This window comes from Streptomyces sp. NPDC048197 (assembly GCF_043202395.1).
GTDB lineage: Bacteria > Actinomycetota > Actinomycetes > Streptomycetales > Streptomycetaceae > Streptomyces > Streptomyces siderophoricus.
In genome coordinates, this window is record NZ_JBIDAJ010000010.1 from 20,833 (window position 1) to 41,981 (window position 21,149).

At 72.1% G+C, this 21,149-nt stretch carries 19 protein-coding genes and 1 tRNA gene; 10 read left to right on the forward strand and 10 right to left on the reverse strand.

Features of this window, described 5'->3' with window-relative positions:
• Positions 1 to 37 precede the first annotated feature (37 nt).
• The 4 genes from ACGF4C_RS15785 to ACGF4C_RS15800 form a co-directional block, all read right to left on the reverse strand.
• Positions 38 to 1,258: an MAB_1171c family putative transporter gene (locus tag ACGF4C_RS15785; RefSeq protein WP_393566638.1), complete on the reverse strand. Its 1,221-nt coding sequence runs from the start codon at positions 1,256 to 1,258 to the stop codon at positions 38 to 40.
• Positions 1,251 to 1,868: a hypothetical protein gene (locus ACGF4C_RS15790; protein ID WP_393566929.1), complete on the reverse strand. Its 618-nt coding sequence runs from the start codon at positions 1,866 to 1,868 to the stop codon at positions 1,251 to 1,253. Before ACGF4C_RS15790 ends, ACGF4C_RS15785 begins: the two co-directional genes overlap by 8 nt.
• Positions 1,869 to 1,947: 79 nt before the next feature.
• The gene (locus ACGF4C_RS15795; protein ID WP_393566640.1) at positions 1,948 to 2,436 is read right to left on the reverse strand and encodes a helix-turn-helix domain-containing protein; all 489 of its coding nucleotides are present in this window, start codon (positions 2,434 to 2,436) and stop codon (positions 1,948 to 1,950) included.
• A 257-nt stretch (positions 2,437 to 2,693) separates the two neighbouring features.
• Positions 2,694 to 2,770: transfer RNA gene (locus ACGF4C_RS15800), tRNA-Pro, on the reverse strand.
• 164 nt (positions 2,771 to 2,934) lie between these two features.
• On the opposite strand from ACGF4C_RS15800, the gene ACGF4C_RS15805 reads away from it, so the two are divergent.
• From ACGF4C_RS15805 to ACGF4C_RS15815, 3 genes are read left to right on the forward strand one after another with little or no spacing between them, the layout of a single operon-like run.
• On the forward strand, positions 2,935 to 3,228 hold the full coding sequence (locus tag ACGF4C_RS15805; protein WP_030415232.1) for a YiaA/YiaB family inner membrane protein: 294 nt from the start codon (positions 2,935 to 2,937) through the stop codon (positions 3,226 to 3,228).
• Positions 3,229 to 3,272: 44 nt separating this feature from the next.
• Positions 3,273 to 3,998, forward strand: a complete 726-nt coding sequence (locus ACGF4C_RS15810; protein WP_393566641.1) for a transketolase — start codon at positions 3,273 to 3,275, stop codon at positions 3,996 to 3,998.
• 49 nt (positions 3,999 to 4,047) lie between these two features.
• Positions 4,048 to 4,956: a transketolase family protein gene (locus tag ACGF4C_RS15815; RefSeq protein WP_393566643.1), complete on the forward strand. Its 909-nt coding sequence runs from the start codon at positions 4,048 to 4,050 to the stop codon at positions 4,954 to 4,956.
• A 9-nt stretch (positions 4,957 to 4,965) separates the two neighbouring features.
• Here ACGF4C_RS15815 and ACGF4C_RS15820 read toward each other — a convergent pair whose 3' ends face one another.
• Positions 4,966 to 5,880: an alpha/beta fold hydrolase gene (locus ACGF4C_RS15820; RefSeq protein WP_393566645.1), complete on the reverse strand. Its 915-nt coding sequence runs from the start codon at positions 5,878 to 5,880 to the stop codon at positions 4,966 to 4,968.
• Positions 5,881 to 6,062: 182 nt separating this feature from the next.
• Between ACGF4C_RS15820 and ACGF4C_RS15825 the strand changes: the two genes are divergently transcribed.
• Together ACGF4C_RS15825 and ACGF4C_RS15830 are read left to right on the forward strand one after the other, a co-directional pair.
• Entirely contained in the window at positions 6,063 to 9,290 is a 3,228-nt protein-coding gene (locus tag ACGF4C_RS15825; protein WP_393566647.1) for an amidohydrolase family protein, read from the forward strand.
• A 371-nt stretch (positions 9,291 to 9,661) separates the two neighbouring features.
• A complete protein-coding gene (locus tag ACGF4C_RS15830; protein WP_393566649.1) occupies positions 9,662 to 10,975 on the forward strand; it encodes an acyl-CoA dehydrogenase family protein in 1,314 nt (437 codons plus the stop codon).
• A gap of 120 nt (positions 10,976 to 11,095) precedes the next feature.
• On the opposite strand, the gene ACGF4C_RS15835 is transcribed toward ACGF4C_RS15830, so the two are convergent.
• Genes ACGF4C_RS15835 through ACGF4C_RS15855 form a run of 5 tightly spaced genes read right to left on the reverse strand, consistent with a single transcriptional unit; the run spans position 11,096 to position 15,199 of the window.
• A complete protein-coding gene (locus ACGF4C_RS15835) occupies positions 11,096 to 11,701 on the reverse strand; it encodes a GAF domain-containing protein (protein WP_393566651.1) in 606 nt (201 codons plus the stop codon).
• Positions 11,698 to 12,318 carry an ATP/GTP-binding protein gene (locus ACGF4C_RS15840; RefSeq protein WP_393566653.1) on the reverse strand — a complete coding sequence of 207 codons (621 nt, stop codon included), beginning with the start codon at positions 12,316 to 12,318 and terminating at the stop codon, positions 11,698 to 11,700. Before ACGF4C_RS15840 ends, ACGF4C_RS15835 begins: the two co-directional genes overlap by 4 nt.
• A complete protein-coding gene (locus ACGF4C_RS15845) occupies positions 12,296 to 12,694 on the reverse strand; it encodes a DUF742 domain-containing protein (RefSeq protein ID WP_310724522.1) in 399 nt (132 codons plus the stop codon). The genes ACGF4C_RS15840 and ACGF4C_RS15845 overlap by 23 nt, the downstream gene beginning before the upstream one ends.
• Before the next feature lie 2 nt (positions 12,695 to 12,696).
• A complete protein-coding gene (locus tag ACGF4C_RS15850) occupies positions 12,697 to 13,146 on the reverse strand; it encodes a roadblock/LC7 domain-containing protein (protein ID WP_310724521.1) in 450 nt (149 codons plus the stop codon).
• A complete protein-coding gene (locus ACGF4C_RS15855; RefSeq protein ID WP_393566654.1) occupies positions 13,136 to 15,199 on the reverse strand; it encodes a sensor histidine kinase in 2,064 nt (687 codons plus the stop codon). The genes ACGF4C_RS15850 and ACGF4C_RS15855 overlap by 11 nt, the downstream gene beginning before the upstream one ends.
• A 597-nt stretch (positions 15,200 to 15,796) precedes the next feature.
• On the opposite strand from ACGF4C_RS15855, the gene ACGF4C_RS15860 reads away from it, so the two are divergent.
• From ACGF4C_RS15860 to ACGF4C_RS15880, 5 genes are all read left to right on the forward strand, one after another.
• The gene (locus ACGF4C_RS15860; RefSeq protein ID WP_393566656.1) at positions 15,797 to 16,231 is read left to right on the forward strand and encodes an Hsp20/alpha crystallin family protein; all 435 of its coding nucleotides are present in this window, start codon (positions 15,797 to 15,799) and stop codon (positions 16,229 to 16,231) included.
• Between the two features lie 197 nt (positions 16,232 to 16,428).
• A complete protein-coding gene (locus tag ACGF4C_RS15865) occupies positions 16,429 to 16,869 on the forward strand; it encodes a DUF2267 domain-containing protein (protein WP_393566657.1) in 441 nt (146 codons plus the stop codon).
• 482 nt (positions 16,870 to 17,351) lie between these two features.
• On the forward strand, positions 17,352 to 18,209 hold the full coding sequence (locus tag ACGF4C_RS15870; RefSeq protein WP_393566659.1) for an RNA polymerase sigma factor SigF: 858 nt from the start codon (positions 17,352 to 17,354) through the stop codon (positions 18,207 to 18,209).
• Positions 18,210 to 18,438: 229 nt separating this feature from the next.
• Positions 18,439 to 18,915, forward strand: a complete 477-nt coding sequence (locus tag ACGF4C_RS15875) for an SRPBCC family protein (RefSeq protein ID WP_393566660.1) — start codon at positions 18,439 to 18,441, stop codon at positions 18,913 to 18,915.
• A gap of 485 nt (positions 18,916 to 19,400) precedes the next feature.
• Entirely contained in the window at positions 19,401 to 21,071 is a 1,671-nt protein-coding gene (locus ACGF4C_RS15880) for a M28 family peptidase (protein WP_393566931.1), read from the forward strand.
• The last annotated feature ends 78 nt before the right edge of the window (positions 21,072 to 21,149 follow it).

A 21,149-nucleotide genomic window follows, 5' to 3' on the forward strand; every position in this document is an offset into this window, starting at 1 on the left:
GTGCCGGGCCACCCCGTCTCTGTGCCGGCCGCGCGCCTCAGCTGCGCGCCGCCGCGCTGCGCTGCCGGAGCTCGGTCAGCACGGTCTCGATCAGCGGTGAGTGGTAGACGTCCGCGACCAGCGCCAAGTGCTCGTACTCCGCGGCGAGTTCGGCCGGATCACTGCTGCTCGCGACCACCACGCTGTCGGCGCCGTGGACCGGGACGTGGCCCACCGCGCGGTTCTCCAGGCCCCGGCGGAGCGCGGCGGCCTCGGCGACGGCGGCCAGTTGCCGGTCGTCGAGGGCGACCGCGCGGGCGCGTTCCCGGGCGACGTCGACCGCGTCGGACTCCACATGGCGGCGGATCCCGCGCTGGACGTCCCGGATCTCCGCCATCTGCCGGTTGGCCCGCCACTCCAGATCGGCGAACGGCCAGCGTACGGACCACGCCGAGGACTCCATCGTGACCTCGGGGGTCTGCGCGGTGACGGTCCGCCAGAGCGGGGACAGCCGGCGCAGCCGGCGCCAGGCGGCGACCCGGGGCCCGGCGGCCGGCAGCGCGAACCCGGCCAGCACCAGGATCGCGGCGACCGAGGCGCTCAGCGGTGCCACCCCGTTGGAGAGCCAGAGCGCGGGGTGGCCCGTCCAGGAGAGGACGAAGCCGATGACCTTGCAGGCGCAGTAGACCAGGCCGAGCCAGCAGCCGACGGCCAGCACCCTGAGGCCGCGGGCGAGATGCGTCCCGCCGAGCCGGGCGGCGTAGCGGGGGCAGAGCGTCCCCAGGCCCGCCAGGCTCGATCCGAAGATGGCCAGATACAGCACCAGGAAGAGCATGACTCCGGGCGAGTCGGTGTAGGCGGTGCTGAAGTCACGGGGGTGCTCGACGGCGTCCGGCCGGCCGACGGCGAACCCGGCGATCGCCACCGCCCACAGCACCGCGACTCCCCCGACCGCGATCCGCGCCCTGGCCCGGGCCCGCGCCCTGGCCGCCGGCCCCTCGCCGGCCGTCCAGCGCAGCAGCAGGACCAGCGCACCGGCCGCGAAGACCACCACGGAGGAGTACAGGAAGACCATGGCGAGGTTGGCCACGCCGACCAGCCGGTCGAAGGCGCGGTAGAGGCTGGGCGCGGAGAACAGGAAGACCGTCGCCACCCCGCCGGTCATCAGACAGGCCAGCCCGAGGTCGGTGTTGCTGCGGTCGCGGAACCAGGCGACGGACTTGTAGCCGACGATCGCCCAGGCGGCCAGCCCGAACGACAGGTAGATGACGTCAAACACGCGAACCCCCGCCCCCGGCCCGCCCCGCACCGTCCCGGTCATCGGCCGCGCCGTCCCCGCCGGCCGCCCGGTCGCGCTCCAGCCGTACGTGCTGCAGCGCGGGCCCGAGCGCCGCCGCGAGCTCGGCGGCCTGTCCCTCCAGCGGGAGTTCGGGTTCCGCGGCCGAGGGCGCGACCCGTTCCATCAGCAGCGTGCCGAGCACCTCGGTCTCCCGCTCGGCGAGGTTGTCGTAGCCGTGGTGCCGGGCGAAGCCCATGGTCAGGCCCATCCGCCGCATGGCGGTGGCGACGTCGACCGAGGGGGTCCAGATCTTGAGCGCCTCCTCGGTGACGGCCGGGTCCTGACCGTGCCCCAGCAGGAGGTGGCTCAGCTCGTGCAGCACGATGTGTGCCTGGTGCCAGGGCGAGGTGCGCAGTTCGTAGAAGACCCAGTAGCCGTCGTCGGTGACGGCCGTCATGCCCGAGACCACCCCGCCCAGGCTCATCGGCACCAAATGCACGGGCCGCGCCACCCGGGCCGCGACGACGTCGCACATCCCGCGCAGATCGGTGACGGCGGGCAGCGCGAGCTCCTTGATGAGCCGCTTGCACCGCCTGCGTATCTGCCCCACTCGCATGCTCGTCCCGTCCTCGTGTCCGGCCTGCCGCCAGGTGGCGAAGAGCTGGCCGCGTTCAACGGTGCCCACCGTGTCACTCACCGCGCCGATCACCACCCTGCTCCGGCGGATCGGACGGCAGGTTCATCTGCTGCCGGAACTGCGAGATGATCGTGGTCAGGCTGTCCTGCACCTCCGGCGGCAGCCCGACGGAGCGCAGCGCGATGGCCCGCACCCGCTGGTCCCGCATCGCGGCGAGGAACCGCACCTCCTCCTCCACCCGCGCGACCTGCGGCTGGGAGAGGTCCCCGAGGAGGTAACCCACCGGCACCGCAAAGAACTTGGCCAGCGCGCGCAGCAGCTCCGGACTCGGATTCGCCCGCTTCCCGTTGCGCAGCATCGACAGGTACTGCTCGGTGACCCGGACCCCGCCGTACTCCTCCGTCCCGGCGCTGATCTCCTCGGCGACGTAGGCGTTGGTGTACGGGGCGCCGGGTGGATGCATGTTGGCGAAGAGGTGGTTGAGCCGCTCCGCGAGCGTGGCGCCCGCCCCCTTGGACCGGCTTTCGCCCCCCATGGCCATGCCTACCGTCCCCCCATCGACAGCCCCGACGAACGTCCCAACGGTTGGTTAAGCCGCCGGGCCCGCAGTACTCATCCTGTCATGCGAAGAACGCGCCGCACCAGTCCCCTTACGGACAGTGAGGACGCTCGGGCTTAACCGGGAGTTGAGTGACGAGTGGACCAACGACACCGACCCCCGCCACGGGCCCCTTTCGCGGGCAACGCAAAAGCCGCCTCCTCCGAAGAGAAGACGGCTTCCGACCTACGAGAAATCGCTGGTCGGGACGACAGGATTTGAACCTGCGACCCCTTGACCCCCAGTCAAGTGCGCTACCAAGCTGCGCCACGTCCCGGTGCCCGTTCCGGCCGGGAGGTCCCGGCTGGCCGTGCACGAGAACAATACCGCATGTCAGAGGGTCGGTGCTGCCACATTGCGGCGGAACGCCGCGGCGGCGGGCCGGACCGGATGAGTACCCGTACTCATGCGCCGGTGTCACCGCGCCGCCACGCTACGCGCATGACTACTCCATCGATTCAGCGGCCGACCACGACGGCCTTCTTCGTGCAGGCCGCGATCTCTTTCGGGCTGTCGCTGGCGGCGCTGGTGATCGGGATCCTCAAGCTGCCGGTGGGGCCCTGGGAGCGCGGGTTCCTCGCGCTGGGGCTGATCTTCGTGGTGTCCTCGGCGTTCACGCTGGCCAAGTGCGTGCGCGACCGGCAGGAGGTGGCCGAGGTGACGAACCGGGTGGACAAGGCCCGGATCGACAAGCTCCTCATCGAGCAGGACGTGTTCAAGCCGGGGCAGGTCTGATCACACTTGACCTCAAGTGGGCTTGAGGTTGCACGCTCGGTGGCATGACGCAGACGACGCACACCGCCACCGCGGGCACGAGGACGACACGGACGGAATTCGCCGAACTCCCCGGGCTGATGAGCCTGATGACGGGAGATGAGAAGCACGGTCCGGCCGCGACCTCGACGCTGGACGCGCTCTGGGTGCTCTACGACCGGGTGCTGCGGGTCTCCCCCGAGCGCGCCACCGACCCCGGGCGCGACCGCTTCCTGCTCTCCAAGGGCCACGGCCCGATGGCGTACTACGCGGTCCTGGCCGCCAAGGGCTTCTTCCCCGTCGCCTGGCTGCCGGGCTTCGGCTCGTACGACTCGCCGCTCGGCCACCACCCGGACCGGTTGCTGATGCCGGGTGCCGAGATCGGCAGCGGATCGCTGGGGCACGGGCTGCCGCTGGCCGTCGGCACCGCGCTCGGGCTGCGGGCGCAGGGCCGCCAGGACCCTGCCGTATGGGTGCTGATCGGGGACGCCGAGCTGGACGAGGGCAGCAACCACGAGGCGCTGGCCTACGCGGGCGCCGCGGGGCTGGACCGGCTGCACACCCTGGTCATCGACAACTCCTCGGCCACGCACGGCTGGCGCGGCGGGATCGCCGCCCGGTTCGAGACCGCGGGCTGGTCCGTGGCCACCGTGGACGGCCGTGACCACCGGGCGCTGTACGAGGCGTTCACCGCACCGCACCCGGGCCGCCCGCATGCCGTGGTCGCCCGCGTCGAGCCCAAGAATGCCTGACCGCCCGGTCCCCACCTCCCCACCAGAGCTTCGAGAAAGGCCTTCTGTGATGGACACCATGCGTGAGCGCTTCGCCTCGGTCACCTCGCAACTGCTGGACGACGACCCCCGGCTGGCGGTCGTCCTCGCCGACATCGGCGTGGACGGTTTCGCCGCGGCGGCCGGGCGGCACCCGGACCGGGTGGTGAACGTCGGCATCCGGGAGCAGCTGCTGATCGGCGTGGGCAGCGGGCTGGCGCTCACCGGGCTGCGGCCGATCATGCACACCTTCGCCAGCTTCCTCGTGGAGCGCCCCTTCGAGCAGGTGAAGCTGGACTTCGGCCACCAGGGCGTGGGCGGGGTGCTGGTGAGCGCCGGCGGCTCGTACGACTGGCCGAGCGGGGGCTACACCCACATGTCGCCGGGGGACATCGCGCTGCTGGACACGCTCGACGGCTGGACCGTGCACGTCCCGGGGCACCCGGACGAGGCCGAGACGCTGCTGCGGCAGGCCGCGGCGGCCGGCGACGACAAGGTCTACGTACGGCTGTCGGTGCAGGTCAACCAGGCGCCGCGGGTGGTGGACGGGGCCCGTTTCCAGCGGCTGCGGGAGGGCCGCCGGGGTGTGGTCGTGGCGGTCGGCCCGATGCTGGACAACGTGCTCGCCGCGACCGAGGGCCTGGACGTGGGCGTGCTCTACGCGACGACCGTGCGGCCCTTCGACGGCGAGGGGCTGCGGGCCGCGACCGGGGCCGCGGACGCCTCGGACGTGGTGATCGTGGAGCCCTATCTGGCGGGGACGTCGACCCGGTTCGCCAACGACGCGCTGGCCGACCGGCCGCACCGGGTGCTGGGGCTCGGCGTCGGCCGCCGGGAACTGCGCCGGTACGGACAGCTCGACGAGCACCTGGCGGCGCACGGCCTGGACGCGCGGGGGCTGCGGGAGCGGATCGCGGCATTCCTGCCGTCCGGCTCCTGATCCGCGTGCTCAGACGTGCTTGTCGAGCCAGGCCAGCAGGTCGTCGTGGACCTCGTCGCGGTTGGTCTCGTTGAGGATCTCGTGCCGGGCGTCCGGGTAGGCCTTCCAGGTCAGCTCGCGGGTACCGAGATAGCGGAAGTCCTCCAGGAGTTCGTGCACCAGGGTCAGGCCCGAGTGGCAGGGGTCCATCTCGCCGACGGCGAGGTGGACGGGCAGCCCGCGGGGGATCCGGGCCAGGTGCGCCGGGTCGTTGATCTTGCGGATGGCGCGCACCCAGTCGCGCGCGAGGCCGGCACAGAACGGGAATCCGCAGTCCTCGTCGGCGACGTAGGCGTCCACCTCGGCCGGGTCGCGGGAGAGCCATTCGTAGCCGGTGCGGTGCTCGAAAGCGTCGTTGAACGAGCGGAAGGTGCGGGGGATGAAGGAGGAGAGCGCGGTCCGGCCGTGCCGGGCGATCTCCTCGTCGAGTTCGGCGGTGGCGGCCTCGATGTCCAGGCCGGGCAGGGTGCGGAAGGTGCCGCTGAGGATGAGGCCGGCGAGGTCGGCGCCGTACTCCTGGGCGTAGTCGCGGGCCAGCATGGAGCCCAGGCTGTGACCGAGCAGGACCAGCGGGATGCCGGGGTGGGCGGTGGCCGCGTGGTCGCCGAGGGCCTTGAGGTCGGCGACGATCGCGCGCCAGGAGTCCTCGCCGACCACTCCGCGGCCGCCGGTGGACGCGGCGGTGGCGCCGTGGCCGCGGTGGTCGGAGGCGAGGACGCCGTAGCCGTGGCCGGTCAGGAAACGGGCGAAGCGGTCATAGCGCCGGCCGTGTTCCGCGGCGCCGTGCGCGATCTGGACCAGGGCCCGGGGCCGGCCGGACTCCGGCAGCCAGGTGTAGGTGGCGATGCGGGCGCCGTCCGGGGCCTGGTGGAAGTCCTGGTGCATGGCGTCGTCTCCTGACTGCCGGGGCGGTGGCTGACGAGTCGTCGGCGTCCACTCTTGCGTCCCGGGCGGCGGAGCGCCACGGGGCGCGCGTGGCGGGGTTGGCCGGGCGGGTGCGGGCCGTGACACGATCAGCCGGTTCTTTCCCGGCGCCTGTGCCGCAACTCCCGTTCACAGGAGGATCGTTGGACACCACGGACGGTTTCGAGAACACTTCCGACGCACCCGCTCCCCCGCCCCTTCGGACCGGGCCCCTCTCCCGCCGCAGGTTTCTGCAGGGCACGGCGTCGGCCGCGGCCACGGCGGGCCTGGCCGGGGTCACCGCGGGCGCCTCGGCCGCCCCGGCCCGGGACTCCGGCGCGTCCGGCGGTGCGCTCTCCTTCACGGCCGCCACCAACGGCGCGGCCTCACTCGCCCCGGCCGGCGACCGGCTGGTCGCCGAGGTGCAGAACGTCCTGTGGTCGCTGCCCCGGGCCGGCGGCGAGGCGGTGGCGCTGACCCCGCCCGATCTGGAGCCGACCCGTCCGGTGCACTCCCCCGACGGCCGCCGGATCGCGGTCTGTGCCTACCGGGGCGGCAATTTCCACCTGTGGACACTGGCCGCCGACGGCTCGGACCTCCGGCAGCTCACCGACGGGCCCTGGGACGACCGCGGCCCCACCTGGTCGCCGGACGGGACCCGGATCGCCTTCGCCTCGGAGCGCGGCGGAGACCCGGTGACCGGCAGCCCGTACCGGTTATGGGTGCTGGAGGTGCGAACCGGCCGGCTGACCCGGGTGACCGGGCTGCCGGGCCAGGACGGCCCGCACCAGGACGGCGCCTGGGAGGACTTCGACCCCTGCTGGTCGCCGGACGGTGCGCGGCTCTTCTTCGTCCGGGGCACGGTGTCCGGCACCGCGCTGGTCTCGCGCACGGTGGCCTCGGTGGCGGCCGACGGCAGCGGCGCGGTCCGCACCGAGCACACCGGGACGGCGGCCGCCCAGGTGCTGGTGCCGACGCTCTCCCCCGCGGGCCGGCTGGCGTATCTGCGGACCACGGACTACCCGGGGCCGACCTGTGCGCTGGTGGTCGACGGCCGGGTGGTCGCGGTGGACGGGGACGTGGAGCCGGTGCCGCCGCGCTGGATCTCTCGGGACGAGCTGCTGCTGACGGTCGGCGGGCAGTTCCGGATCGTCCGGCCGGACGCTCCGCAGCACGCCGAGACCGTGCCGTTCAGCGCGCGGCTGCCGCTTTCCCGCCCCGGCTACCGCGTCAAGGACTACGGTTTCGAGCGGACCAGCGCCGGACCGGTGCGCGGGGTGCACCTCCCCGCGCTCTCCCCCGACGGCCGCACGGTGGCCTTCGCCGCACTCAACTCCCTGTGGCTCGCTCCCACTTCGGGCGGTGGCGCACCGCGCCGGATCGTCCGGGCCGGGACCACCCGGTACGTGTCCGCGCCGAGCTGGTCGCGCGACGGCCGGGCGCTGCTCTACACGGACGACCGGGACGGGCTGTTCGCGGTGCGCCGGCGGGAGGTCGCCACCGGCGAGGAGCGCGTGCTGGCCACCGGCGGCCGGGTGCAGCCGGCACTGTCCCCGGACGGCGGGCGGCTGGCCGCGCTCGACATGTCGGGAAATCTCGTGGTACGGACGCTGGCCGACGGCAAGGAGACCGTGCTGGCCGCACCCATGGGCGCCGGCGGGCTGCCGGGCCGCCCCAGCTGGTCGCCGGACGGCCGTTATCTGGCGTACTGCGACCGCAACCGCCTCAACCGCCGCTTCCGCGAGGGCTACAACGTCATCCGCGTCCTGGACGCCGGGACCGGCCGGGGCCGGGTGTTCTCCGTCGCCGAACACGTCTCGATCGCCGACCGCTATGACTCGGGGCCGGTGTGGTCGCCCGACGGACGCTGGATGGCGGTGATCGCCGAGTCCGCGCTCTGGGTGCTGCCGGTGCGGCCCGACGGCACGCCGGACGGTGCGCCGCGGCAGCTGACCGACGAGTGCGCCGACCATCCGTCGTGGTCCGGGGACTCCGGCACGCTCCTCTACCTCTCGGCGGGGCGGCTGCGGCTGGTGCCGGTGTCCGGCGGCCCGGCCCGGACCGTTGCGCTGTCCCTCTCCCCCGAGCCGGCGCGCGCCCGGGACACCGTCGTGCACGCGGGGACCTTCTGGGACGGCACCGGCGAGACGGTGCGGGAGGACGTCGACGTGGTGGTGCGGGACGGGCGGATCACGGCGGTCCGCCCGCACCGCACCACCCGGTCCGGTGCCGCGCGGCGGGTGGACGCCTCGGAGCGGACGGTGCTGCCGGGCCTGTGGGACGCGCACACCCACCCCTGGCAGCTCACGTACGGCGGCCGGCAGACCGCGCTGCAGCTGGCGTACGGGATCACCACCGCGGTCTCCTGCGGCGGTTTCTCCTACGAACAGGCCCGGCTCCGCGAGGCGGTGGCGGCCGGGGTGCTGGCCGGGCCGCGGCTGCTGACCTGCGGGGAGCTGCTGGACGGCGGCCGGGTGGCGTACAGCATGGGGCGGGCGCACCGGACGAAGGAGGGGCTGCGGCGCTCGCTGGACCGCGGCGCGGCCCTGGACTGGGATTTCGTCAAGACCTATGTCCGTGCGCCGGGCTGGGTGATGGCGGAGGCCGCGCGGTTCGCGCACCAGCAGCTCGGGGTGCGGGCCGGCAGCCATCTGCTCACCCCGGGCCTCCAGCTCGGCCAGGACCTGACGACCCATCTGCAGGCCACCCAGCGACTGGAGTTCGGGCACGCGGTGTCCGGCTCCGGGCACGCCTACCAGGACGTCGAGGGGGTCTACACGGGCAGCGACTTCCATCTGATCGCGACCCCGTTCTCCGCGACGGCGCTGCTCGGCGAGGAACCGGCGCTGGCGGACGACGTACGGGTCACCCGGCTGATGCCGCCCTGGGACACCGCGGTGATCCGGGAGAACGCCGGTCACCGGCCGACGCCGGCCCAGCTGTCCGACATCGCCACCGAGACCGGGGTCTACCGGCGGGTGCTGGACGGCGGCGGGCTGGTCGCGCTGGGCACCGACCAGCCACTGGTGCCGGTGGGGCTGGGACTGCATCTGGCGCTGCGCGCGCTGCACCGCGGTGGCCTCGGGGTGGCCCGCACGCTGCGCACCGCGACCGCGCTGCCCGCCCGGGTGTTCGGCGCGGAACGGGACCTCGGCACGCTGGAGGTCGGCAAGCTCGGTGACATGACGGTGGTGGACGGCAATCCGTTCGAGGACTTCGACACGCTGGTACGGACCTCGGCGGTGCTGCGCGGCGGACGGGTGGTCACCCAGCGGGAGTTGACCGAATCCTTCCCCGCGCCGGCCCTAGGGGCGCTCCGGTCGGCCGGGACGGACTGGCTGGAGGTGGGCCGGCAGCAGCGCCGGGAGTCCTGCTGCGCACCGGCGCACTGACCCGTCAACGGCCGCCGCACGGTGGGGGTGGCGTGGGGTGGTGGGGGGGGGGGGGGGGGCCGCGCCGCCCCCCCCCCCCCCCCCCCCCCGCGGGGGGGGGGGGGGGGGGGGGGGGGGGCTGGGGGGCCCCCCCCACCCCCCCACCACGCGCTTCACCGTCCGGGGGTTGTGCGCCAGCGCTCCGCACTCCAACTCCTCCGGCAATACCCGTCAGTTGATGTTTTGCGTGGGCCGGAGTAGGTATGCCAACGGGTATTGCACGCGGTAAGCGATGGATCACGTTCCGGAACGACCAGTGCAGACGGTGCCACCGGTGCCGTCCCGAGGCGGGGTGCGATCAGCGCGGGGAAGATCGCGGAGGAGGGCTTGTCTTGCATCGCCACTTCACGGACCAGCGACACGAAGCACTCCGGCTCCGGGTACGGGACTTCGCCGAGAGGGAGGTCCGGCCCCGGATCGCGGAGATGGAGGCGAGCCGTACCGTCTGCCACGACCTTTCGCGCCGGATCGCCCGCCAGGGGTGGATCGGCGTGACCATACACCGGGCGTACGGCGGCATGGGCGCCGGGCACGTCGCCAAGACCCTCATCATCGAGGAGCTGTCGCGGGTCAGTGGGGCGATGGGCGCCATGGCGCAGGCGTCCCAGCTGGGCGTCGCCAAGATCGTCCATTTCGGCAACGAGGAGCAGAAGAAGACCTGGCTGCCGGCCATCGCCTCGGGCGACTGCCTGCCGACCATCGCCGTGACCGAACCGCACTCGGGCGGTCATGTACTGGGTATGACGTCCACGGCGGTCCGGGACGGCGACGACTACATCCTCAACGGCCGCAAGATCTACGTCGGCAACAGCCACGTCGGGGACCTGCACGGCGTCGTGGTCCGTACCGGCGAGGGCTCCAAGGGCCTGTCCGCGTTCCTCGTCGAGTCCGGCACCCCCGGGTTCCGCGTCGGTCCGCAGCAGCAGGCGATGGGGTTGCACGGCTTCAGCTTCGGCGAGCTGTTCTTCGACAACTGCCGGGTCCCCGCGGCGAATCTGCTGGGCCGGGAGGGCGACGGGCTGTCCGTGGCGTACTCCTCCAGCGTGCTGTACGGGCGCCCCAACCTCACCGCCGTCTCCCTGGGCATCCACCAGGCGGTGCTGGACGAGACCACGACGTTCTGCGCGGAGCGGCAGCGGTACGGCAAACCGCTGGCCGAACTCGGCAACATCAAGCTCAAGCTCGGCCGCATCCAGTCGCGGCTGCTGCTCGCCCGGCTCGCCGCGTACCACGCCGTGCACCTGCTGGACCAGGGGCTGCCGTGCGATGCGGAGCTGATGAACGCCAAGCTGGTGAACGTGGAGTCGGCGCTGGAGTCGGCGCGGGACGCGATGGACATCCACGCCGGGTGCGGGCTGTTCACCGACCGGCCGATCGAGCGCTTCCTGCGCGACGCCCACCACATCTTCGCGCCGGCCGGCACCTCCGACATCCAGCTGCTGCGCCTGGGCGAATTCGCCCTGGGCCGGGCCAAGGGCGAGTGGTCCAGCCGGCTCGCCGAGCAGCTGCGGCTGGCACCTTCGGAGTGGCCGGACGACGAAGAAGCCGCCGAAGCTGCCCGGACCGGCGAGGGCGCGCCGCCCACCGTGCCGAGCCAGCGCACCGGCTCCTCCCGCCAGCGCTCCTGGTTCGCCCGGCTGCGCTGAGCGCGGGCGCCGGACACGGCACCGCGGCCACCGGCAGGACGCCGGGGCCGCGGCACGGAAAAATCGGGAAAAGATCAGGACACGGATCGGGGAAAGGCCGGGGCAAGGATCAGGGAGCGGTCAGGGGCTCTCCTGCTTCCGCTGTTCCATCCGGTGGATCTGCTCGACGAGTTCGGCGGCCATCGACTTGATGGTTTCCAGTCCCTCCCGGCCCCACGGACGCGGTTCCAGATCCACCACACACACGGTGCCCAGGGCCATACCCGTACGGTCGATCAGCGGCGCGCCGAGGTAGGAGCGGATGCCGATCTCGTCGACGACGGGGTTGCCGGCGAAGCGCGGGTAATCGCAGACGTCCTCGAGGACCAGGGCCTTGCGGCGGACGATGACATGCGGGCAGTAGCCGTGGTCACGGTCCATCACCCGGCCCGGCTGGGCGCTGGCGGGCGCCGGCCCCAGTTCCACGGCCTGGTCCTGGGCCGGGGTGTAAAGACCGGCGAAGTACTGCCGGTGTTCGTCGATGAAGTTGACCATCGAATACGGCGCCCGCGTGGTGCGGGCGAGTTTGCGCGCGAACTCGTCGAACGCGGGCAGCGGGGAGTCACCGATCCCGAGGGCGCGCAGCCGGGCCACCCGCGCCGGGGCCTCGTCGTCCTGCGGGGTCAGCAGCAGATGGCGGGTCGGGTCGTAGGAGACGTACGGGACGCGGGAGGCGGGGTGGTTCATGGCAGCTCCGGGGACGCGGCGAGGACGGGGGTGAGCAGATGCTCGACGAGCGAAACCAGGACATGGGTGGCCGAGCTGCACTGTCGGGCGTCGCAGAGCACGACGGGGGTCTGTGGGGAGAGGTCCATGGCGGCGCGGACCTCGTCCGGCTCGTAGTGGAAGGAGCCGTCGAACTCGTTGACCGCGACGATGAACTGGATGCCCCGCCGCTCGAAGAAGTCGACGGCGGCGAAGCACTGGTCCAGGCGCCGGGTGTCGGCAAGGATGACCGCGCCGAGCGCACCGTTGGACAACTCGTCCCACATGAACCAGAACCGCTGCTGGCCCGGCGTCCCGAAGAGGTACAGCACGTGTGCGGGACCGAGCGTGATCCGCCCGAAGTCCATGGCGACGGTGGTGGTGTTCTTGTCCTCGACGCCCGCCAGGTCGTCGGTGCCGACACTGATCTGGGTGAGCAGCTCTTCCGTGCTGAGCGGCTCGATCTCGCTCACCGCTCCGACGAAGGTCGTCTTGCCGACCCCGAAGCCGCCCGCGACCAGGATCTTGAGCGCGGTCGGGAAGAGGTCGGTCGCGTTCTCCCCCTGGGCACGGGGGTCACAGTCGTTTGCGAAGTCCATTCAGCACCGCCTCCAGCAGGGCTCGGTCGGTACGGGACGCGGGCCCGGCGGAAACGGCCGCGGGGGCCCGCGCGGTGAGCGCCCCGCAGTCGACGAGGTCGGCGAGGAGCACTTTGGTGACCACGGCGGGCAACCGTATGTGGGCGGCGATCTCGGCGACCGACACCGGCCCGCCGCACAGCCCGAGCACCTGGGCGTAGTCGGGGCCCTGGCACGCGACGGGCTTCCGGCCGGTGGCCATCACCATGGTCAGCAGGTCGAAGTGCGCCGTGGGACGGGTCCGGCCGTTGCTGACGGTGTACGGGCGGACCAGCCGGCCCGCCGCGTCGTCGTACCACGGGTCCCCGCCCTGCCGTTGCCGGCGACGCACGGTCATGGTCAACGACCGCCCGCGGACGCCTGATGGCGCGCGGGGGTGGCCAGGTACGGGCGGACGCTCTTGACCAGCATCGACATCTCGTAGCCGAGCACCGCCACATCGGCCTCGCGGCCGGCGAGCACCGCCAGGCAGGCGCCCGATCCGGCGGTGGAGACGAACAGGAAGCTGGATTCGAGCTCGACGACGACCTGCAGGACGTTGTCGCCGTCGCCGAAGCGGACCCCGGCGCTGCGGGCGAGGGAGTAGAGGCCGGAGGCCAGGGCGGCCATGTGGTCGGCGCTGTCCGGTTCGAAGCCATGGGCGGCCTTGACCAGGCCGTCCGAGGACAGCAGGAGCGCGCTGCGGGCGTGCGGTACGCGCTGTACCAGCCCGGTCAGCAGCCAGGACAGATCGGTCTGCTGGCCTGTCTGCCGCTGCAAATGCGCCTGCGTACGCACATCACTCACCATGGTTGTGGTCGTCTCCTCGGGGGCGCGCCATCGGGGCGTCGTGGTCACGGTCGTGGTGCAGGTCGTTGCCGCCCGGGTTGCCGATGCCGTCACGCAGGCCCGGGGCGGTGCCGTCGGTGTCGGCGTAGCTGTCGTCGGCGAGGCTGAATCCGCGCCGGAAGGCGGCCATCAGACCGGGGTCGTGCTCCAGCTCGGGGCCGTCGCGGCGGGCGGCGGACGGCAGGATCGGGTCGCCGCGCAGCTCGGGGACGAGATGGGTCTGCTTGCGCCGGCGGGGCAGCCGGGGGCGGGCGCTGTTGTCCACGGGGGCGGGTGCGGGCGGGAGGACCACCGGGCCCGGGGCGGCGGGCCGTTCGGCGGGGCCGTCCTCGACGGAGGGGGTGGCGGTGTGCCGTTCGACGCCGGTCGCCTCGGAGCGGGGGAGGTCGGGGGCGGGGCCGTCCGCGGCACGCACCAGCCGGCGGCGGGCGGCGGGCGAGTCCGGGTCGGGCGTGGGGGCAGGAATGGTCACGGTCCGGGTGCCCGCGTCGACGGGGTCCGGGCGGGCGTGGGGGGCATGAGGGGCGTGAGGAGCGTGGGGGGTGTGGGGCGCGTGGGGGGTGTGGGGCGCGTGGGGGGTGTGGGGGGCATGGGGGGCACGGGGGGTGTGGGGGGTGTGGGGGGCATCGGGAGCGTGCGGGGCACGGGGCGTGTGGCGGTCGTGTCCGAAGTCCCGGCCGCCGCCCGCCGGGTCCTCGTCGGGGGCGTAACTGTCATAGCTGTCGTAGCCCCCGTGGTTGCGGGCGGGGTCACCGTCCGGTGAGACGGCGGGGCGCGGGCCGGCGGCGTCGTCCGCCTCCTCGGCGGATTCCGCGCCGAGCAGCCCCTGCGGGACGATCAGCACGGCCTGGACGCCGCCGTAGATGTTGCTCTGCAGCCGGACGACGATGCCGTGCCGCCGGGCCAGCGAGGAGACGACGAAGAGCCCGATCCGGCCGTCGCTCAGCAGCTCGGCCACGTCGATGTGGTCGGGGTCGGCGAGGAGGGCGTTCATCCGGCTCTGCTCGTCCGCCGACATGCCGAGGCCCCGGTCCTCGACCTCGACCGCGAGGCCGGCGGTGACGAGTTGGGCGCGCAGCAGGACGGGGGTCTGCGGGGCGGAGTAGATGGTGGCGTTCTCGACGAGTTCGGCGAGCAGGTGGATGACGTCGGCGACGGCGTGGCCGCGCAGGGTGCCCTCGATCGGCGGCACGAGCTTGATGCGGGGGTACTGCTCGACCTCGGCGATCGAGGAGCGGAGCACCTCGGTCATGGAGACCGGGCGGCTCCACTGGCGGCGGGAGATCGCGCCGCCGAGGACAGCGAGGTTCTCGGCGTGCCGGCGGATGCGGGTGGCGAGGTGGTCGACGTGGAAGAGGCCCTTGAGCAGGTCGGGGTCCTCGACCTGGTTCTCCAGTTCGTCGAGCAACTCGATCTCGCGGTGTACGAGGGACTGCAGCCGGCGGGCGAGGTTGACGAAGACCTCGACCTTCTGCTCGCTGCCGCTGGCGTTGCTGCGGGCGATGGCGACCGCGTCGATGACGGCGGACTCGGCGGCCCGGCCGGCGGCGGCGACTTCGTGGGCGAGCAGGTCGAGGGTGTCGCCGGTGGGCTCGGGGCCGTTCTCGGGTTCCCGGCGCGGGAGCCATTCGCCCTGGCGGACCCGGTCCAGCAGGTCGTAGAGGTCGGACTGGCTGCGGGCGCAGACCTGGCGCAGCCGGGCGTAGCGCGCAACGGCGGCGCGGGCCTCGGAGTTGGCGGCGGCGCCCGCGGTGAGCACGATGACGCAGACCACGACGAGGCCGCCGGAGAGGACCACCCATTCGCGTCCGGTGAGCCGCGCTCCGCCCGCCTGGACGACGAAGGCGGCGACGGCGGTGCAGATGACGGCGACGAGGAGGCACGGTACGGCGGCGAGCCGGACCAGGCGGGACCGTATCGCCGAGTCGGCGGCCGACTCCGGGAAGGAGGCCCGGCCGTGCCGTCCGCCCTCGCGCTCGCGGCGCCGGGCGGCGACGGGTGCCGGAGCGGCCACGGGTACGGGGGCGGGCCCTGAGGAGCCCTGGGTCCCTGGGGATCTTGGAGCCTCCTGGGACGTCTGGGTCCCCTGGGGGAATGCAGTAGGCACGGCGCCCTCCGGATCGGCCGTTGGCAGTTCGCGGAGCACGCACGCTAGTTGTTGCGGGGGTGGGGTTCGGACCTACTTCGAGGTTTCGCTACCCCACGCCACCTCCTTGAGTGGAGGTCGCCCGCACGCCAGTACGAGCCAATCCGAACTGCCGTCCAGAAACCGGGAGTTGACCCCTCTCAGGCGCCCCCACCGAGGCTCACGGCCGGCGCGCACCGACCTTCCGCGCGCCGGTGGCCGACCCGGCGTGTCGCCACCCGAAGCCTCCGCCCCTCAGCCTGCCCCGTTGCGCGGGACGGCAGTTGCCGGGAGGCCGACGAATCGGCTTCTCACCCTCGCGGGTGACGGCGGAGGGCGGGGACGGCAAGTGAATCGAGAGCCCCGCGGCCTGTCACCCTTTGGACGACATGATAGTTGTCAACGAGTCGACGACATGCTACAACTGAGGAGTAGGTGAGCGCATTGGCAGGCACTGCCGCCCGAAGCCACTGGAGGTGTTTCACGATGTTGATGCGCACCGACCCGTGCCACCCGCTCGACCGGTCCACCCAGGCGCTCCTGGGCGTTTCCGGCACCTGGTCGAGGCCTTCCCCGATACCGATGGACGCCTACCGCGCGGGCGGGGAGCTCGTGATCGCGCTCGATCTGCCGGGCGTCTCCCCCGACGCGATCGACATCGACGTCCGGCGGAACGTGCTGACCGTCAAGGCCGAACGCCGACCGACCGCAGAGACGGACGACGTGCGGATGCACCTGAGCGAACGCCCGCTGGGCGTTTTCTCCCGGCAGATCGTCCTGGGCGACACCCTCGACACCGAGCACATCACGGCCGCCTACGACGCCGGCGTGCTGACCCTGCGCATCCCGGTCGCCGAACGCACCGAGCCCCGCAGGATCACCATTGGCGGGAGCGCGGGACAGCAACCGCCCACCGACTGAGCAACTGGGCGAGGTCCCCGGCGCCCCGCAGGGCGCACGCCGCGATCGGTTCGGCCGATTCGGTCGATTGGGTCGATTCGATCGGCCCTGCCCCCACCGCGTCCGTGGCCGGCCCCGGCGGCCGGTCATGTGACCGACCATGCATTTCCCGTTGACCAATTGACGAGAAGAAGACGAGAAAGGCGACCGCGTAACCGATGTACACCCAGCCTGAAACGGGTCGGCCCGCACCGGGCATGACGTTCGACCAGATGCTGGAACGGGTCCGGTACGAAGGGGCGTACCCCACCCGGGAGCGAGCCGAGGAAGTCGTACGCGCCGTGCTGGCGGCACTCGGGCGGCAGCTCACCGGTGACGAACGCGTCGAGCTCGCGGCCCGATTGCCTGTCGAGGCGGCCCTGGCGTTCACCGCCGAGATTCCCTGCACCGACGGCGAACGCCTCACCGGCTGGGGCTTCGTGAAGGACCTCGCCGCCCGCACCGGCGGCACCGCGGCCACCACCCGCTGGGACACCGGCGCGGTCCTCAACACCGTCGCCCAGCTCGCCGGCCCGGAACTCCTCACCCGCGTACTCGCCCGGCTCCCCTCCGGATACGCACTCCTCTTCGGCCGCGCCGAACTCACCCAGGCGGCTTGACCATCCGGGCAGCTTGAACGCCCGGACAGTTTGAGCCTCGGCGTGCCTGGAGCCCGTGGGCTGAACGCGGTGGGCCGGTGTGGCGGCTCCGGCGGGAGAAGCCCGCAGAGCGTGGGGACGCGTAGGGGTGAGGGAGACCCGTGGGGGGTGGGGGAGACCCGTAGGGGGTGGTCGAACAGATCCCGTAGGGGTCGGACGCGCCCCTTGCAGGCCACAACGCGGGGGCGGGGGACGGTATTCCCGCGCATGGCCGGAGATGCCCGCGCCCCGGGCCCCGCCCCATCAGCTTGGCACCCGGCCCGGGCCCCGCACCGTCAACTTCAGGCCGCCCGGTGTCCCCACCGGTGGTGTCTTGGCCGGTCCGGGGCTCCCCGTCGTTGACGCATGACGTGACGCCAGATCGGAAAGGACGCATGACTTTTGTTGGGGCGGGTAGGCGGCCGCTGCGGCGCCCGAGCGTGTCGGGCGCGCAGGAGGGCGTGATGACCACCGTCGTGAATGACACCGCAACCGAGCAGCACACCGAACTGACCGCGGATCTGCCGGAGGTGCCGTGCCCGAGTGCGGTGGCCCCCAGTGACGCGCGCGAATTCTCCAAGCTGTTCTTCGCGCGACTCCAGGAATACGAAGAAGGCACGCACGAGTACCAATACGTCCGCAACACGCTCATCGAGATGAACATGTCGATGGTGCGCTATGTGGCCCGCCGTTACCGCAGCCGTGGTGACGACATGGAAGACATCATCCAGGTCGGCACCATCGGGCTGATCAAGGCGATCGACCGTTTCGATCTCGCCCGTGGGGTCGAATTCTCCACCTTCGCCGTCCCCTACATCCTCGGGGAGATCAAGCGTTTCTTCCGCGACACCGGGTGGGCCGTGCATGTCCCCCGCCGTCTCCAGGAACTCCGCAGCGAACTGGCCAAGGCGAAGGAGCAGTTGCACAACGAGCTCGACCGGGAACCCACCGTTCGCGAACTCTCCGGACATCTGGGCCTGTCGGAGGAGGAGGTCATCGAGGGGCTGGTGGCCGCCAATGGCTACACCGCGGGCTCGCTCGACACCCCCACCGACCCCGATCCCGCCGATCAGCGCCGCCCGCTGGCCGATGTCCTCGGGGAGGAGGACCCGGGCATGGAGACGGTTGAGGACCTCCACACCCTGGCACCTCTGCTGCAGACGCTCGACGACCGCGAACGCCGTCTTATCGAGCTCCGGTTCGGACAGGAATTGACCCAGTCGGAGATCGGCGCGGAACTCGGCGTCTCCCAGATGCATGTCTCGCGGCTGCTGTCCCGCATTCTTTCCCGGCTGCGCACCGGCATGCTCACCGACCGCTGACGCCGGGCGGCGGTCCCCTCCTCCCGGCCCCTCCGAATGCCGGGCGGCAGTTCCCTCCTCCGCCCCTCCCAATCCCCGGAGCCACCGGGAACCCTCCATGCCCTCGAAATCCTCCACCGCCATGGATAGGGGCGGTGGAGGCGGGTACCCGGTGGAGCGCCGGCCCGGTGCGGACTGCGCACGCCGGGTCGCCGAACCGGAATTTCGCCACCACTGAGGAGGAGTGGACATGAGCACGGTGAAGGAGACGGTAGACGTCGAGGTCCCGGTCCGCACCGTCTACAACCAGTGGACGCAGTTCGAGGAGTTCCCGCAATTCATGGAGGGCGTCGAGGAGATCAGGCAACTCGACGACCGCCACAACCACTGGACCACCAAGATCGGTGGCATCCGGCGGGAATTCGACACCGAGATCATCGACCAGCTCCCGGACGAGCGGATCGCCTGGCGGACCACCGGCGGCGACACCCGGCAGCGGGGTGTGGTCAGTTTCCAGCGCCTGGACGACAGCCACACCCGGGTGCAGCTCGTGATGGAGGTCGAGCCGACCGGGGCTGCGGAGAAGACCGCGGACATGGTCGGGCTGATCGACCATCGCACCAAGGGCGATCTGCAGCGCTTCAAGAAGTACATCGAGCAGCGTGAGCGGGAGACCGGTGCCTGGCGCGGCCGTATCCGGCCGGGCGGCTCGGGACCCGTCGGCTGACGCGGCACGCAACGCACATTCCCGGAGGGGCGGCAGCGGCCGCCCCTCCGGCGTTTCTGCGTTTCGGCGTTTCGGCCCTCCGGAGCTCCTGCGCTCCCTCTGCCGCCCCATCGCCCCCGAAAAGTGCCCGGATATCGGGCATCGTCTGCTGTTTTCCGACAAACACTGCTCCGCCGCGGGACATCCGTTGACGTCAGGGCGTCGGCGGTGTGATGGTACGGCCGCCATGCAGGGCATGGACATGCCCATCCCCCACTGGGCAATCCGCCGCCCGAACGGGCACGGCGCACCCCCCATGCCTCCGGCCAACCCCTCACCCACCCCCTCAAGGAGCCCTGGTGTTACGAAGATTCGCGGTGACCGGCGCCTCCGTCGCCGTCACCCTCGCAGCCGCGCTGCTCACCGCAGCGCCCGTCTCCGCCGCACCCATCGCATCCGTCACGCCCACTGCACCCGCCCCCGCCTCCCCCGTCCTCGCCGCCTCCATACCCGTGCCCGTCCGTGGGGCTCTCGCCGCCGACGACGCGCCCGATATCGACGTCGCCAAGGTCCAGGCGCACCTGAGCGAGCTCAATGCCATCGCGAACCGCAACGGCGGCACCCGTAAATCCAGCGGTCAGGGCTACCGGGACTCCGTCGCCTACGTCAAGGGACGTCTGCAGGCGGCCGGTTACACCGTCACCGAGCAGCCCTGCACCTCCGGCTGCGCCAGTGGGGCCGGCCCCAACCTGATCGCCGAGTGGCCCCAGGGGGACACCTCGTCGGTGTACATGTTCGGCTCGCACCTCGACAGCGTCGGGGCCGGGCCCGGCATCAACGACAACGGCTCCGGTTCGGCGGCCCTCCTGGAGACCGCCCTCACCCTCGCGGAGCGCCACCCCGCGATGGCGGCCCGGGCCCGGTTCGCCTGGTGGACGGACGAGGAGCAGGGCCTCAACGGCTCGGACTTCTACGTCGGTTCGCTCTCCTCCGCCGAGCGGTCCCGGATCAAGGCGTACTACAACTTCGACATGATCGCCTCGCCCAACGGCGGCTACTTCATCAACCACCTCACCTCCACCGCCGCCCAGCCGATGAAGGCGTACTGGGACTCGCTCGGTCTCCAGCCCGAGGAGAACACCGAAGGCGCCGGCCGGTCCGACGACTACTCCTTCGAGCAGGCCGGCATCCCGACCTCCGGGTACGCGATGGGCGCCGGCGCCCGGAAGACCTCGGCGCAGGCGGCGAAGTGGGGCGGCACGGCCAACCGCGCCTATGACTCCTGCTACCACCAGTCATGTGACACCACCGCCAACATCAACGCCACCGGACTCGACCGCAGTGTCGACGGCATCGCGTCCACGCTGTGGAAGCTCGCCGTCGCCCGCTCCACCCCCGCGAACGACTTCTCGCTGACCGCCACCCCCGCCGCCGGCAGCGTCGCCCCGGGCGAGTCCCTCACCGCGACGATCGCCACACAGACCACCAGCGGCTCAGCCCAGACGGTGGCGCTCTCGGCGTCCGGCGCTCCGGCGGGCGTGACGGTCTCGTTCCACCCCGGCTCGGTGACCAGCGGTGCGAGCTCCACGATGACCGTGGCCGCCACGGCGTCCACCGCCCCCGGCACCTATCCCGTCACGGTCACCGGCACCGGCTCCGGGTCCGGGTCCGGATCGGTCACGCACACCACGTCCTTCTCGCTGACGGTCAAGGGCGCCGGAGGGTGCACCGCCGGGCAGTTGCCCGCCAACGGCGGCTTCGAGAACGGGACTTCGCCCTGGACCGGTGACACCGGCACGATCGGCGCCCACACCGGGCAGTCCGCCCACGGCGGCAGCCGGTTCGCCTGGCTCGGTGGCTACGGCTACACCGCGACCGACACCCTCAGCCAGTCGCTGACCGTGCCCGCCGGATGCAGCCGGGCGACGCTGACGTACTGGCTGCACATCGACACTGCGGAGTCCGGCAACACCGCCTACGACACCTTCCGGGTCAAGGTCGGTGACAAGGTCCTGACGAGCTCGTCCAACACCGACGCGGCGCCCGGCTACGCCCAGCACACGCTGGACCTCAGCCCCTACGTCGGGCAGCGGATCACGCTCACCTTCACCGCCACCGAGGACACCAGCCTGCAGACCAGCTTCGTGCTCGACGACACGGCCCTGCAGGTCTCCTGAAAGTCTGCAGGCTCCCGAAAGTCTGCAGGTCTTCTGAAAGTCTGCTGGTCTCCTGAAGGCCTCCGTGCCTCCCGGAAG